Origin of the sequence: Kitasatospora sp. NPDC091276 (assembly GCF_040684355.1) — a bacterium.
In the GTDB taxonomy this organism is placed as follows: Bacteria; Actinomycetota; Actinomycetes; order Streptomycetales; family Streptomycetaceae; genus Kitasatospora.
The window spans coordinates 69,129-82,771 of sequence record NZ_JBFBFU010000023.1; the positions used below are offsets into that span (position 1 = coordinate 69,129).

Annotated in this window: 13 protein-coding genes; 12 read left to right on the forward strand and 1 reads right to left on the reverse strand. The window is 75.9% G+C overall.

Annotation, left to right across the window (positions count from 1 at the left end):
- Nucleotides 1-108: 108 nt before the first annotated feature.
- The 7 genes from ssd (at nt 109) to AB0O19_RS26870 (ending at nt 6,083) form a co-directional block, all read left to right on the forward strand.
- Nucleotides 109-1,233, forward strand: a complete 1,125-nt coding sequence (gene ssd, locus AB0O19_RS26840; protein WP_363587423.1) for a septum site-determining protein Ssd — start codon at nt 109-111, stop codon at nt 1,231-1,233.
- Nucleotides 1,233-2,582, forward strand: coding sequence for a TadA family conjugal transfer-associated ATPase (locus tag AB0O19_RS26845; protein ID WP_363623074.1), 1,350 nt, complete (start codon nt 1,233-1,235; stop codon nt 2,580-2,582). The genes ssd and AB0O19_RS26845 overlap by 1 nt, the downstream gene beginning before the upstream one ends.
- Nucleotides 2,583-2,960: 378 nt before the next feature.
- Nucleotides 2,961-3,743: a type II secretion system F family protein gene (locus AB0O19_RS26850; protein WP_363623076.1), complete on the forward strand. Its 783-nt coding sequence runs from the start codon at nt 2,961-2,963 to the stop codon at nt 3,741-3,743.
- 17 nt (nt 3,744-3,760) lie between these two features.
- Nucleotides 3,761-4,525 carry a type II secretion system F family protein gene (locus AB0O19_RS26855; RefSeq protein WP_363623078.1) on the forward strand — a complete coding sequence of 255 codons (765 nt, stop codon included), beginning with the start codon at nt 3,761-3,763 and terminating at the stop codon, nt 4,523-4,525.
- A 235-nt stretch (nt 4,526-4,760) separates the two neighbouring features.
- Nucleotides 4,761-4,937: a DUF4244 domain-containing protein gene (locus AB0O19_RS26860; protein WP_107453058.1), complete on the forward strand. Its 177-nt coding sequence runs from the start codon at nt 4,761-4,763 to the stop codon at nt 4,935-4,937.
- 292 nt (nt 4,938-5,229) lie between these two features.
- Complete coding sequence (locus tag AB0O19_RS26865; RefSeq protein WP_363623080.1) at nt 5,230-5,589, forward strand: TadE family type IV pilus minor pilin; 360 nt, start codon at nt 5,230-5,232, stop codon at nt 5,587-5,589.
- Between the two features lie 5 nt (nt 5,590-5,594).
- Complete coding sequence (locus AB0O19_RS26870; RefSeq protein WP_363623082.1) at nt 5,595-6,083, forward strand: Rv3654c family TadE-like protein; 489 nt, start codon at nt 5,595-5,597, stop codon at nt 6,081-6,083.
- Between the two features lie 57 nt (nt 6,084-6,140).
- Here the strand turns inward: AB0O19_RS26870 and AB0O19_RS26875 are convergent, their stop codons facing one another.
- Nucleotides 6,141-8,582: a DEAD/DEAH box helicase gene (locus AB0O19_RS26875; protein WP_363623085.1), complete on the reverse strand. Its 2,442-nt coding sequence runs from the start codon at nt 8,580-8,582 to the stop codon at nt 6,141-6,143.
- A 221-nt stretch (nt 8,583-8,803) separates the two neighbouring features.
- On the opposite strand from AB0O19_RS26875, the gene bldG reads away from it, so the two are divergent.
- The 5 genes from bldG (at nt 8,804) to AB0O19_RS26900 (ending at nt 13,323) form a co-directional block, all read left to right on the forward strand.
- Nucleotides 8,804-9,145 (forward strand): anti-sigma factor antagonist BldG, encoded by a 342-nt coding sequence (bldG, locus tag AB0O19_RS26880; protein WP_049659132.1) that lies wholly within the window; start codon nt 8,804-8,806, stop codon nt 9,143-9,145.
- Between the two features lie 166 nt (nt 9,146-9,311).
- Nucleotides 9,312-9,731, forward strand: coding sequence for an ATP-binding protein (locus AB0O19_RS26885; protein WP_350882018.1), 420 nt, complete (start codon nt 9,312-9,314; stop codon nt 9,729-9,731).
- A 453-nt stretch (nt 9,732-10,184) separates the two neighbouring features.
- Nucleotides 10,185-10,907 (forward strand): hypothetical protein, encoded by a 723-nt coding sequence (locus AB0O19_RS26890; RefSeq protein ID WP_363623087.1) that lies wholly within the window; start codon nt 10,185-10,187, stop codon nt 10,905-10,907.
- A gap of 188 nt (nt 10,908-11,095) precedes the next feature.
- Nucleotides 11,096-12,628, forward strand: a complete 1,533-nt coding sequence (locus AB0O19_RS26895; RefSeq protein WP_363623089.1) for a methyltransferase — start codon at nt 11,096-11,098, stop codon at nt 12,626-12,628.
- Between the two features lie 236 nt (nt 12,629-12,864).
- A complete protein-coding gene (locus AB0O19_RS26900) occupies nt 12,865-13,323 on the forward strand; it encodes a DUF3592 domain-containing protein (protein ID WP_363623091.1) in 459 nt (152 codons plus the stop codon).
- The last annotated feature ends 320 nt before the right edge of the window (nt 13,324-13,643 follow it).

The following is a 13,643-nucleotide window of genomic DNA, read 5'->3' on the forward strand; positions in this document are numbered from 1 at the left end:
TCACCTTCCCTCTCTCCCACGAGGTCTGCCGGGCGGCCGTTCGCCGGAACCGTCCGACGTGCGCCCCGGACCGCCCCTGGCGGCCGTCGGCGCAGAGGGGAGCCCGCCATGTCGACGCCGATCGCCGACCACGCCACCACCGAAGGGCCCGGGGCCAGCGGCCCGCTCGTCGTCACCGAGGACGAGGGCCTGGCCGAGCACCTGCTGCGGCTCTGCGCGGCCGCCGGCACCGAACCGAGGCTGATCCGGGGCGCACCACCGCCGCGCGAGCTCTGGGAGGGCGCCTCACTGGTGCTCATCGGGGACGACCAGGCCGCCCGGTGCGCCGGGCTCGGCCGGCGCGGCGGGGTGCTGCTGCTCGGGCTGGACCTCGACGACGCCGGGGTGTGGGTCAGAGCCGTCCAACTCGGCGCCGAACACGTGCTGTTCCTCCCCGACGCCGAGGCCTGGCTGCTCGACCGGATCGCCGACGCGGCCGAGGGCGCCGGCTCCCCGGCGCTCACCGTCGCCGTGCTCGGCGGCCGGGGCGGGGCCGGAGCCTCGACCCTGGCCTGCGCCCTCGCGGTCACGGCCGCGCGGGCGGGGCGGCGGACGATGCTCATCGACGGAGATCCGCTGGGCGGCGGCCTCGACATCCTGCTCGGCGGCGAGGCGGCCCGCGGGTTGCGCTGGCCCGATCTGGCCGGCTCGCGCGGGCGGGTCAGCGGGGTCGAACTGGCCAGGGCGCTACCGGTGCTCAAACGGCTCTCCGCGCTCTCCTGCCTGTCCTGGGATCGCGGCGACACCCTGACCGTGCCGCCGGAGGCCATGCGCAGCGTGCTGGCCGCCTCCCGGCGGCGTGGCGGGCTGGTCGTCGTCGACGTGCCGCGCCATCTCGACGCGGCCGCCGGGCAGGCTCTGGAGCAGTCCGACCTGGCGCTGCTGGTGGTGCCGGCCGAACTGCGCGCGGTGGCCGCCGCCGACCGGGTCGCGGCGGCCACCCGGATGCGGCTCGGGGACGTCCGGGCGGTGGTGCGGTCGCCGCGCACCTTCGGACTCCCGGCCCACCGGATCGCCCGCGGGCTGCGGCTGGAGCTCGCGGGGGAGTTGGAGCCGGAACCCGGTCTGGCGGAGGACGTCGAGAAGGGCGTCCCGCCCGGAATCCGGGACGGCGGCCCGCTCGCGCGCTTCTGCGAGACCTTCCTGGACGAGGTGCTGCCGCCGGTGCCGGCGGTCGGAGGAGGTGTGTACTGATGGTCCGTCTGCGCAGAACAGGCCCCACCGTGCGGGCGGGGGGCGGTCCGAAGAGCCGGGGCGAGGGTGCGCGGGAGCACCGGCCGCTCAGGAGCGTGCCGCCGCCCGGCGGGTCACCCGAAGCGCCGCGCCACCCCTGCCCGTACGGGCGCACCGCCCGGGAGGAGCGGACGGCGGAGCTGGTGGACGCGGTCCGGCTGCGGCTGGCCGAGTCGGGTGCCGCCCCGACGGCCGGGTCGGTCGCGGCGGTGCTGCGGGCCACCCGGCCGCCGCTCGGCGGGGACGAAGTCCTGGACACCGTGCGCTCGCTGCGTGCCGAACTGGTGGGTGCGGGCCCGCTGGAGCGGCTGCTGGCGGCGCCCGACGTCACGGACGTCCTGGTGAACGGTCCGGACGAGGTGTGGGTCGACCGTGGCGGCGGCCTGCACCGGGCCACCGGAATCCGGTTCGCCGACGCCGAGGCGGTACGGCGGCTGGCCCACCGGCTGGCCACCGCGGCCGGGCGGCGGCTGGACGACGCGCGGCCCTGGGTGGACGCCCGGCTGCCGGACGGCACCCGCCTGCACGCCGTGCTGCCGCCGATCGCGGCCGGCTGCACGCACATCTCGCTGCGGGTCTGCCGACCCCAGCCGTTCACGCTCGACGAACTGGTGGCGGGCGGGGCGCTGCCGCCGGAGGGCGCCGGCCTGCTGGCCGGCATCCTGCGGGCCAGGCTGTCGCTGCTGGTGTCCGGCGGGACGGGCACGGGCAAGACCACGTTGCTCGCGGCCCTGCTCGGCCTGGTCGGGCCGGAGGAGCGGATCGTCATCGCGGAGGACTCCGCCGAACTGCGGCCGGCCCATCCGCACGTGGTCCGGTTGCAGAGCAGACCGCCCAACCAGGAGGGGCTGGGTGAGCTCACGCTGCGGGACCTCGTCCGGCAGGCGCTGCGGATGCGTCCGGACCGGCTGGTGATCGGAGAGGTCCGCGGGGCCGAGGTGTCGGACCTGCTGGCCGCGCTGAACACCGGGCACGAAGGCGGCTGCGGCACGGTGCACGCCAACACGGCGGCGGACGTGCCGGTCCGGCTGGAGGCGTTGGGCTCGCTCGCCGGGCTCGACCGGCCCGCGCTGCACAGCCAACTCCGGGCCGCGCTCGACCTGGTGGTGCACCTGGTCAGGGAGCCGGGCTCGGGGCGCCGCCGGGTGGCGGAGATCCACACGCTGGCCGCCGGCCGTGACGGGCTGGCCGTCACCACCCCGGCGGTGGAGTTCCCGGTGGTGGGCGGTCTGGTCCCCGGGGCGGGCTGGGAGCGACTGGTCGGGCTGCTGGCGGTGCGCGGGGTGTCGCTCGGGGCGGGGCCGACGTGACGGCGGCGGTGGCCGGGTTGGCGGGTGCGGGGGCGCGGGCGGTGGAACTCGCGTTCGTCCTGCTGCTGGGCGGGTGTGTGGCGGGCGCCCTGACGCTGCTCGGGGTGTGGAACAGGAAAGACCGACGACCGGGAGGTTCCTGACGTGATGGGTGATCAGAGTTCTTTCTGCTGGGCATTGGTGTTGTGCCTGGTGGCCTTCGCTGCGTGGCGTGCGGTGCAGGAGCAGCTGCCGGGTGGGCGGCGGTACAGGCTGGTGCTGGCCGGCGGCGGGCCCCCGCCCGTTCCGGTGCCGGGCCCGCCGGCGGTGACCACGGGGCGCGCTCGGCCGCGACCGTCCGGCTGGAGGGCTCCCGAACTGTTGCTCCTGCCTGTGGGGTTGGCCGTCGGGCAAGCGACCTCCTCGCCGCTGCCGGTGCTCGCCGCCGGGCTGGCCGTGCTGCCGCTGCGGCGGTGGCGGCTGCGGCGGCGCGTGACGGTGGAGGCCGGGCGGCGGGCGGCCGCCGTGGTGGAGCTCTGCGCAGGGCTGGCAGGGGAGTTGCGCAGCGGGGCGACGCCGGAGCAGGCGTTGTACCTGGTCACGGCCCGCCTCGCGGCCGACCCGGACGGGCTGCGCAGGCTCGGCGAGGAGCCGGTGGCGCGGCTCGCGGCGGGCCGGTACGGCGGGGACGTGCCCGCCGCGCTGCACCTGCTCGCCGAACTGCCGGGCGGGAGCGGCGCGTCGGCGATAGCGGCCTGCTGGCGGGTCGCGTCCGACGGCGGGTCGGGGCTGGCCGTCGCGCTGGACCGGGTGGCGGAGGCGCTGCGCGGCGAGCGGGCGCTGGCGGAGGAGATCGCCGGGGAGCTGGCGGGCCCGCGGACCACGATCGCCGTCCTGGCCGCTCTGCCGGCCGCCGGGCTGCTGCTGGGGGCGGCGCTTGGGGCCCGGCCGGTGGGCGTCCTGCTGCACACGCCGGCCGGGCTGGGGTGCCTCGCCGCGGGGGCGGCACTGGAGGGGCTGGGCGTGCTCTGGACGGCGCGCATCGTCCGGGCGGCGGCCCAGGGCGCCTTGGAGGCGCCCCGGCGGGCTGCCGGGGTGCGGGGCGCTGGTGGCGGCGGGAGCTGCGGGCTCTCACGGGTACGGGCGCGGGTGCGGACACGGGCGGAGGTGGTGTCGGGGTGAATCGGGGAGTCGGGTGGGTGGTCGTCGGGGGTCCGGTGGTGGTGGCCGGCGCGGTGCTGGTGCGCGGGTGGGCGCGACAGCGGCGGGCGCTCGGCCGGGTGTTGGCGCGGGTGTCGCCGGGGGCGGGGGTGGGGGCGTCGGCTTCTGGTGGTGGTGGCGGCGGTGGCGGGCGGTGGCGGCCCGTGGCCCTGGCGGTGGGCGCCGGGGCCGGCGCGGCGGTGCTGCTCGGCGGCGCCGTCGGGGTGGTCGTCGGGGCGCTGCTTGCGGCGGGTGTGCACCGGTGGTCGGCCCGGGTGCGGTCCCCGACGGAGCGGCGGGCGGTCCTGGAGGAGGAGCTGCTGACCAGGCAACTCCCGCTGAGTGCGGAGCTGTTGGCGGCCTGCCTCGGTTCGGCGGCCTCACCCTCGGCAGCGGTGTCGGCGGTCGGCCGGAGCGTGGGGGCACCGATGGGGCCCCGGCTGGTCGCGATCGGTGCCGAACTGGCCCTGGGCGCACCGCCGGAACTGTGCTGGAGCCGTCTGGGCGAGCAGCACCCGTCGCTGGCCCCGCTGGCGCGCTGCCTGGTCCGGACGAGCCTCGGCGGGGCTCCGGCGGCCGGGCCCTTGATCGGGCTCGCGCAGGGGCGGCGGACGGCGGCAGCCCGGGCGGCCCACGCCCGGGTCCGCCGGGCGGGGGTGCTCGCCACCGCTCCGCTCGGGCTCTGCTTCCTCCCGGCCTTCGTCCTGATCGGCGTGGTGCCGGTCGTCATCGGCCTCACCACCCGCTTCGCCCAGGGCGGGTGAACGAGGGCCGCGCCAAGCGGATCGGCGGCGGATCCGTGGGCAGCGGCGTCGGCGGCAGCCGCGTAGACGGCGCCGGGGGCATCGGTACGGCGGGGGCATCGGTATTTCGTATTTCGTATTTCGGAGACAGGAGAGATTCATGACCGCAGTGATCGCAACGAGGCCCGGCAGCGGGCTCGCGCTCCGGCACGCGCCCGGGGTATGGCGGCGCAGGAGCCGCTGGGCGGCCCACCGGATGCGCGGGATGGCCCGGAGCCGGGGCCGGTCGGACGCCGGGATGACCACGGCGGAATATGCCGTCGGCACCTTGGCCGCGTGTGCCCTCGCGGCCGGGCTGTACAAGGTGGTGACCAGCGCGACCATCATGGGGGCGCTGACCGATTCACTGGAACGGGCGCTTCATGCGACCTAGCGACCGTCCACGAACTCCCGTCTGCGCGGCGGCGTTGGGGAGCGCGTCTCGTCGCGCTGGCGTAGGCCGCCCGGTGGCCCCCGGCCTTCGGCCGGGAGGTGCCCCCACCGCGTCCTGCCCCTCCGCCGCCGTTCGGTGCACGCACCCCGACGCCGCCGCGCACCGCCTCCGGGCGGATGGCGGGAGGCCGAGGGCTCACCCCGGCCTGGCGGCGGCACGTGGTGGTGGGCGGGCGTGGTCGCTGCGGCCGGGCCGGCGCGGCGATGCGGGCTTCGTCACGGCGGAGACCGCGGTGGCCCTGCCAGCGCTCGTCCTGCTCGCGGCGATGCTGATCTGGGGCGTGCTGGCGGCGGCCGCGCAGATCCGCTGTGTGGACGCGGCCCGGGTCGGGGCCAGGGCGGCCGCACGCGGGGAGGCGGACGCCGCCGAACTCGCCCGCGCGGCCGCGCCGCCGGGGGCTCAGGTACGGGTGGCGATGGCGGTGGAGGTGGTGCGGGTGGAGGTGGACGCGCCGTGCGGGGCGCCGGGCAGGCTCGGCGGGCTGCTCGCGGTACGGCTGAGCGCGACCGCGGTGGCGGCGCGGGAGGACACCCTCGTGGGGGTCACGGGAAGTGCGGGAATCGCGGGAGGTGGTGGTTCACGGCCGGCCTGACCGGGGTGCGGTCGGGGGCGCGGTGGTGGGCGAGGACGCGTACCGCCCGGGCGGCCGCCGTCGGCGGGCGCGGGCCGGACGCCGGTTCGGCGACGGTCTGGCTGCTCGCCCTGGCGATGCTCGGCACGGCGGTCTTCGCCGGGACGATCGCGGTCGGAGCGGTGGTCGCCGCGCGGCACCGGGCCGAGTCGGCCGCCGACCTGGCGGCGCTCGCGGCCGCGGACCGGCTGCTGCTGGACCCGGACGGCGGGTGCGGGCGGGCCGAGGGGATCGCCGCCGCGCAGGGCGCCGGCCTGGTGTCCTGCACGGTGGACCGGACGGGGGACGCCGTCGAGGTGGTGGCCGAGGTGACGGTCGGTGGGCTGCCGGCGCGTCTGCCGGTCGGCCCGGCGCGGGCGCGGGCGAGGGCGCGGGCCGGGCCGGTGCGGGCCGCGGTCACCGCCGCCGAGGACGGCCTCGGCGGGCCGGCCGGCGGGTCGGCGGCGGGCTCATGAGCCGGTCGGCGGCCCAGCGTCCGCGCTCGGCTCGGGCTTCGCCCCGGAGTTCGTCTCCTAGCCCTTCTCGGAGTCCGTCCCGTGGTCCGCTTCGGAGCTCGCTGAGGAATCCGCTGAGGAGTCCGCTGAGGGGCCTGTGGAGGGGTCCGCCGTCCCGGAGCCTGCTTCCCCGGAGCCTGCCGTCCTGGGGGCGCCGGCCAGCAGGACGTCCAGCAGTTGGACGGCCGCGGCCTTGTCCAGCGGTTCGTTCCCGTTGCCGCACTTGGGTGACTGGACGCAGGACGGGCAGCCGCGCTCGCACTCGCAGGAGGCGATCGCCTCGCGCGTGGCCGTCAGCCACTCGACGGCCCGCTGGAAGCCGCGTTCGGCGAAGCCGGCCCCGCCCGGGTGGCCGTCGTAGACGAACACGGTGGGCAGCTCGGTGTCGGGGTGCAGCGGGACGGAGACGCCGCCGATGTCCCAGCGGTCGCAGGTGGCGAACAGCGGCAGCAGGCCGATCGAGGCGTGTTCGGCGGCGTGGGCGGCGCCGGGCAGCTGGTCGAGCGGAAGGTCCGCGTCCAGCAGCTGGTCCTCGGTGACGGACCACCAGACCGCGCGGGTGCGCAGCGTGCGGGGCGGCAGGTCGAGCTTGCTCTCGCCCATGATCTCCCCGGTGGAGATCCGCTTCCGGAGGTAGCCGACCACCTGGTTGACCACCTCCACCGAACCGAAGCTGAGCCGGCCCTCGCCCCAGGCAACGGTGGTGTCGGTGTCGAGCACGGAGATGGAGGTGATGTCGCGGGCGGCCGTGGTGTACGGCGGGTCGGCCGGCTCGACCAGGGCGACCGAGTTCTCCAGGTCGAGTTCCCGGACCAGGAAGGTGCGGCCCTGGTGCAGGTGGACGGCCCCGGTGTGGACGGTGGTGTGGGCGGCCGCGGCGTCCACCGTGCCGAGCAGCCGGCCGGTGTCGGCCTCGACGATCTGCACCGGGCTGCCGCCGCTGCCGCGCAGGTCGACGGCGTCGGCCGCGCGTTCGCGGCGGGTCCAGTACCAGGAGCCGTCGCTGCGCCGGCGCAGCAGGCCGCGCTGTTCCAGGACGAGCAGCAGCGGTGCGGTGGAGGGGCCGAACAGCTCCAGGTCGGCGTCGGTGAGCGGGAGTTCGGCGGCTGCCGCGCACAGGTGCGGCGCGAGCACGTGGGGGTTGTCCGGGTCGAGCACGGTGGCTTCGACGGGCGCTGCGAACAGCGCCTCCGGGTGGTGCACCAGGTAGGTGTCCAGCGGGTCGTCCCGGGCGATCAGGACGGCCAGCGCGCCCTGGGCCTCGCGGCCCGCCCGCCCGGCCTGCTGCCAGAGTGAGGCCCGGGTGCCGGGGTAGCCGGCCATCAGGACGGCGTCGAGGCCGGAGACGTCGACGCCGAGTTCGAGGGCGGAGGTGGAGGCGAGTCCGAGCAGTCGGCCGGTGTGCAGCGCGCGTTCCAGGGCCCGGCGTTCGTCGGCGAGGTATCCGCCGCGGTAGGCGGCCACCCGGTCGGCGAGCGGTCGGCCGAGCTGGTCCTGGGTCTGGAGGGCGACGAGTTCGGCGGCCCGGCGGGAGCGGACGAAGACGACGGTGCGGGTCTGGCGCTCGACCAGGTCGGTCAGCAGGTGCGCGGCCTCGGCGGTGGCCGTGCGGCGGACGGGCGCGCCGTGTTCGCCGACGTTCTCGGTCAGCGGCGGCTCCCAGAGGCCGAAGACCATCGGCCCGCGCGGCGAGGCGTCCTCGGTGACCGCCCGGGCGGGCAGGCCGGTCAGACGCTCGGCGGTGGCGGCCGGGTCGGCGGTGGTGGCGGAGGCGAGCAGGAAGGTGGGTGACGAACCGTATCGGGCGCAGACGCGGCGCAGCCGCCGGAGCACCTGGGCGACGTGCGAGCCGAACACGCCCCGGTAGCTGTGGCACTCGTCGACGACCACGTAGCGCAGCACCTTGAGGAAGGAGGCCCAGCGGGCGTGGGCGGGCAGGATGCCGCGGTGCAGCATGTCCGGGTTGGTGAGCACGTACGAGGCGTACTGGCGGACCCACTCGCGTTCCTCGGGCGGGGTGTCGCCGTCGTAGAGGGCGGGTCGGACCCGGGGCGGGGCTAGTTCGGCGGCCCGGCGGCGCTGGTCGGCGGCGAGCGCCTTGGTCGGGGCGAGGTAGAGCGCGGTGGCGCCGCGGCCGTTGCGGGCCTCGGTGCCCTCCAGCAGGTCGCTGAGGACCGGGGCCAGGTAGCCGAGCGACTTGCCCGAGGCGGTGCCTGTGGCGATCACCACAGTCTGACCGCTTTTGGCCAGTTTCATCGCTTCTGCCTGATGCGCCCAGGGCTGCTCCACACCGACGGCGAGCGCGGCGGCCACGATCTCGGGCCGGATCGACTCGGGCCACGGCGCATAACGCGCAGGTCGGGCGGGAAGGTGCTCCGTATGGGTGAGCCGGTCGGACCGCCCCCGGCTGGTGGACAGGGTCGTGAGCAGTGCCTCGGGCAGGCTGTGTCGGGGCGGCATGAGGACCCAGTGTGTCACCGGCGTGACGGAGAATCGTCGTAAGCCATCGTGCGGGCATGGTCGCAGGTGGTTGAATGTGGCCGTGACGGCCGGATGGCCGTGGGTCGCAGCGCCGAGGCTTGCCACGTGTGGCTGGGCGCGCCCGGGCTCGCGACCATGCGGTGGCGGCCGGCCGGCCGAGGATCGCACATGACGTAGCAAGGCAAGGTGCTGGAGGTTCCGTGGACCTGTCCCTGTCGACCCGTTCAGTCGGCGATCGTACGGTCGTCGAGGTTGGCGGCGAGATCGATGTGTACACCGCCCCGAAGCTGCGGGAGCAGCTGGTCGAGCTCGTCAACGACGGCAAGTACCACCTCGTCGTCGACATGGAAGGCGTTGACTTCCTCGACTCGACCGGCCTCGGTGTGCTGGTGGGCGGTCTGAAGCGGGTGCGTGCCCACGAGGGCTCGCTGCGCCTGGTCTGCAACCAGGAGCGCATCCTGAAGATTTTCCGCATCACCGGCCTGACCAAGGTCTTCCCGATCCACACCTCGGTGGACGACGCGGTCAACGCGACCGACTGACGCGGCCGGGCCGGCCCGTGCCCGTGGAGGCCGGCCCGTTCGTCCCACGCGTCCGGGGTGCCGGGGCCTGCGGGCCCCGGTGCTTCCCCGGCCGCCCCGGGGCCGGTTCCGCCGGCCCGCAGGGGCCGCATCGTCGGCCCCGGTCGGAGCACCCCGAAGGGGAGAGATGGCAACCGTCGAACTTCGATTCAGCGCGCTTCCGGAGCACGTGCGAACGGCCCGGCTGGTCGCCGCGGCCGTCGCGAGACGGGCCGGGGTCGACGAGTCGGTGCTCGACGAGGTACGGCTCGCGGTCGGTGAGGCCTGCTCCCGCGCGGTCGGCCTGCACCAGCGCGGCGGCATCGGCGGCACGGTCCGGGTCGCGTTGACCGACCAGGAGAAGCGTTTCCTCATCGAGGTCGAGGACGAGGCCGGCCCCGCCGCCGTCCCGGCCCCCGGCGCCGCCGAGGAGGCGGACCCGGACGAGGACACCCTCGGCCTCGCGGTGATCACCGGCCTGGTCGAGGACCTGGAGGTCACCAACGGCACGGACGGCGGCCTGATCCGGATGAGCTGGCCGGTCTCGGTCGAGTCAGTGGTGGTCTGAGGGCCCGACCTTCGGCGTGCCTCGTGCGCCCCGGGTGGTCCGGGTGTCGGTCCAGTCCTCCGGGACGCGTTGACACGTTGTTGAACCTGGCGGTTCGTTGCTTCCGGCACGACCGGGTCCGATCGGTGATCGGACCCGTCGGGGACAAGGAAGGCGCTCCGGGCCGAGCTGCCGATCTGCTCCTCGGTGAGCGCCTGGGGCGAAGAGGTCTGCTTCGGCACGCCGGTCAGCGTGCCGCGCGCCGTCCGGCCCGGCCCGGCTATCCTTTCCGCCCGATCCGCGTCGAGTCCGCCCGATCCGCGTTGAGTCCGCCCGATCCGCGTCGAGCGCGCCTGAGCGGGGCCGGGCACCCGGTGGGGGCAACCCGAGGTCCGGGAACCGGGCGCCAGTCGGCGGACATCGGCCGTGTAGGTTCGACGACCGAAGACGACCGAAACCGAAAGGCCTCTCCCGGTGAACAAGCGACTGCTGGCCGTACCCGTCCTCGGCGCGCTGCTCGCGTTCGGTGCCGTCGGCTGCGGCGACGACAACGGCAAGCAGCTGGAGTCCTGGGCGTCGAACGTCTGCGGCTCGGCCAAGGACCCGATCGTCCAGGCGCAGGCCGCGCTCGCCGACACCGCCCAGGTGAAGACCGGCGAGACCCCGACCGAGCTGCAGAAGCGGCTCTCGACGGACATCGGGCGGCTGGCCAAGACCAACCAGGACATCGCGGCGGCCATCACCGCGGCCGGGGTGCCCAAGGTGAAGGACGGCGCGAACCTGCAGAAGGACGCCGTCGCCGAGTTGACCAAGGCGGCCGACGGCTATCAGGACATCCAGAAGAAGCTGGACGCCGTGACCAACACCGACCAGTCGAAGTTCGCGGACGGCCTGCGCAGCATCTCGGACCAGATCCAGCAGCTGGCCTCGCTGTCCACGCAGGCGCAGGGCAAGCTGCAGCGCGGCGACCTCGGTGCGGCCATGGCCAAGCAGGACGGCTGCAAGCCCGCCGCCGCGGCCCCGGGCGGCGCGTCCGCCACCCCGAGCGCCGGGGCGCCCGGCGGGACGCCCGCGCCCGGCGCGACGGACGGCGCGAGCCCGTCGACCGCCCCCTCCGCGGGCACCGACACCACCCCGGCGAGCCCGCCCGCCGCCCCGCCGACCACCCCGACCACCCCCGTGCCCAGCGCGAGCTGAGCCCGGGGCCCGTCGGGCCGGCCGCTCCGGTGCCGGTCCGGAGGGTGCCCGACCCCGACCCCGACCCACCCTCGACCCGCCCCCGACCCGCCCTCGACCCGCCCCCGACCCCCTCGACCCGCCCCCGACCCCCTCGACCCGCCCCGGACCCGGCGGCCGCCCGGTCCGGGGCGGGGGACAATGGCGGGGTGATCAGTAGCCCCGTTCTCGACCAGACCCGCCTCGCCAAGTTGCGTGAGGCGCTGCTCGCCGCCTCGTTCACCGCCGATGGCTGCCTCGACCTGCTCGGGCCCACCGGCTATGCGGCGTTGGCCCGTAGCGAGGCCGTGCCGGCGCTGCGGGCGACCAGGGGCGGCAGCCCGCTGGAGACGCTGGTCCGGCTGTTCCTGCTCCAGCAGCCGGTGCCGTACCGGGCGGCCGCGGCCGCGCTGCCGGTCGAGGACTGCCTGGCCGACGGCTGGCTGCGCTCCGACGGTGAACTGGTGCGGGCGACGGTGGACGTCCGGCCGTACGCCAACGAAGTGGCCGGGATGGACAGTTCGGACGCCTGGGTGGTGTCCGACCTGGGCTGCGCGGTGGGTGGCGCGGGCGGCATCGGATCCGGCGAGACCGCGCACGGGGTGGCCCGCAAGGACCTGGTGCTCGGGGTCGGCGGCGCGTCGACGACGCTGGCCAACATCACCGTGCGCCGTCCGGTCCGGTCCGCGCTGGACCTCGGTTCGGGTTCCGGCGTGCAGGCGCTGCACGCTGCCCGGCACGCCGGGCAGGTGACCGCCACCGACCTGAACCCTCGCGCGCTGCGCTTCTCCGAGCTGACCCTCGCGCTGTCCGGTTTCGAGCGGCGGGAGGCGCTCGCCGGCAGCCTCTTCGAGCCGGTCGGGGAGCGCCGGTTCGACCTGATCGTCTCCAACCCGCCGTTCGTGATCTCGCCGGCCGGCCGGTTCACCTACCGCGACGGCGGCATGGCCGGCGACGACCTGTGCCGCAGCCTGGTCCGCTCGGCCGCCGACCACCTGGAGCCGGGCGGCTACTGCCAGTTGCTCGCCAACTGGCAGCACGTCAAGGGCGAGGACTGGCACGAGCGGCTGGCCGGCTGGGTGGCGGGCACCGGGCTGGACGCCTGGATCGTCCAGCGGGAGGTCCAGGACGTCGCCCAGTACGCCGAGTTGTGGCTGCGGGACGGCGGCGATCACCGCGGTCCGGGCGGCGACTACCAGGCCCGGTACGGCGAGTGGCTGGACGCCTTCGAGGCGGGCCGGGTCGAGGGCATCGGCATGGGCTGGATCACCCTGCGGGCGAGCGGCGCGGAGCGTCCGACCGTCCGGGTGGAGGAGTGGCCGCACCCGGTGGAGCAGCCGCTGGGCCCGCACATCGAGGAGTGGTTCGACCGGCAGGACTTCCTGCGTTCGCGCGACGACGCGGGCCTGCTCGCGACCCGTTACGTGCTGGCCGACGAGGTGGTCCAGGAGCAGGTCGGCGAGCCGGGCGCGGAGGACCCGGAGCACGTGATCCTGCGTCACAACCGGGGCATGCGGCGGGCCACCAAGGTGGACACGGTGGGTGCCGGTTTCGTCGGGGTCTGTGACGGTTCGCTGTCGGCGGGCGAGATCGTGGACGCCATCGCGCAGTTGCTCGGCGAGGACCGGGTGGTCCTGCGGGACCGGGTGCCCGAGTCGCTGCGGCTGCTGACCGAGCAGGGGTTCATCCGCCCGGCGGGCTGACCCGGCGCACCTGGCCCGGCGCACCTGACCCGGCGCACCTGGCCCGGCGCACCTGGCCCGGCGCCCTCGGGGTGGTGCCCCGGCGCGGTGCCCCTGGCGGGGGCGGTCGGCGCCGGTTCACCTTCCCGTGCCCCCCGGTTCGTCCGGCGGTCTCCGGTCGGCCGCCGCGCGTTGGCCCCCTGCTGCGAGGCTCTGTCCACAGGCTGTGGACAGAGTTGGGGAGCCGGGGGCCAGGGGTGGACACGACGACGGCGACGGTGGGCGGGCTGGTGCTCGCCCTCTTCGGTGGCGTGCTGCTGCTCTGGTGCGCCGCCGAGGTGCGCCTGCGCCACCGGGTCCGCCGCTCGGGGGCGCCGGCGGTGGCCACGGTCGTGGCCGAGGACGAGGCGCACGGCCAGCTCGACAGCGCCCCGTTGCTCTCCTTCTCCGTCCTGCCCCCGGTCGAAGGAGCCGGGGCGGGCCGGATCGCCGAACTGGTGCTCACCCGTCCGCGCGGACACACCCCGCTGCGCCGTCCGGACCGCTTCACTCCGGGCGCTCCGGTGCGGATCTGCTACGACCCGCGCCGCCCGAGCCGGGTGGTGCTGGCGGCCGGGGAGGTCCGCCGGGCCGCCGTCGCCGACCTGCTGTGGAGCGTGCTCGGCATGGGTTGTCTGGCGGCGGGCGCCGGGCTGCTCGCGGCGGTCAACGGCTGAATCCGGGGCGTACGCCCGACCCCGGTCGGGCTCGCCGGGAACCGGTGGCCGGCGCTCTGCGGAGGCCCCGCCGCAGCCCTCCGCGGGGCCGTCGATATTCCGTTGACAGATTTTGAAATCCGTCATTCCATCCTCCGGAACCCGCCGAAGCCCCCCTCCACGGGGCGCGAACCTCCGTCATCGGGTTACCGTTCGAGTGGCGTCGGTGAGCCCGGCAAAGTGAAAACGCGGGATCCTTCCGTTTGACAAGGGTGGCCGGGGTACGGTCACACTCCGCTGGTGGGGTCGTCGTACAGCGGCAGCCCCGGGACGGTGGAGGG

Coding starts and splice junctions, on each gene's coding strand:
- ssd (WP_363587423.1), top strand. CDS start 109: ATGTCGACGCCGATCGCCGACCACGCCACCACCGAAGGGCCCGGGGCC.
- AB0O19_RS26845 (WP_363623074.1), top strand. CDS start 1,233: ATGGTCCGTCTGCGCAGAACAGGCCCCACCGTGCGGGCGGGGGGCGGT.
- AB0O19_RS26860 (WP_107453058.1), top strand. CDS start 4,761: ATGCGCGGGATGGCCCGGAGCCGGGGCCGGTCGGACGCCGGGATGACC.
- AB0O19_RS26875 (WP_363623085.1), bottom strand. CDS start 8,582: ATGCCGCCCCGACACAGCCTGCCCGAGGCACTGCTCACGACCCTGTCC.
- AB0O19_RS26885 (WP_350882018.1), top strand. CDS start 9,312: ATGGCAACCGTCGAACTTCGATTCAGCGCGCTTCCGGAGCACGTGCGA.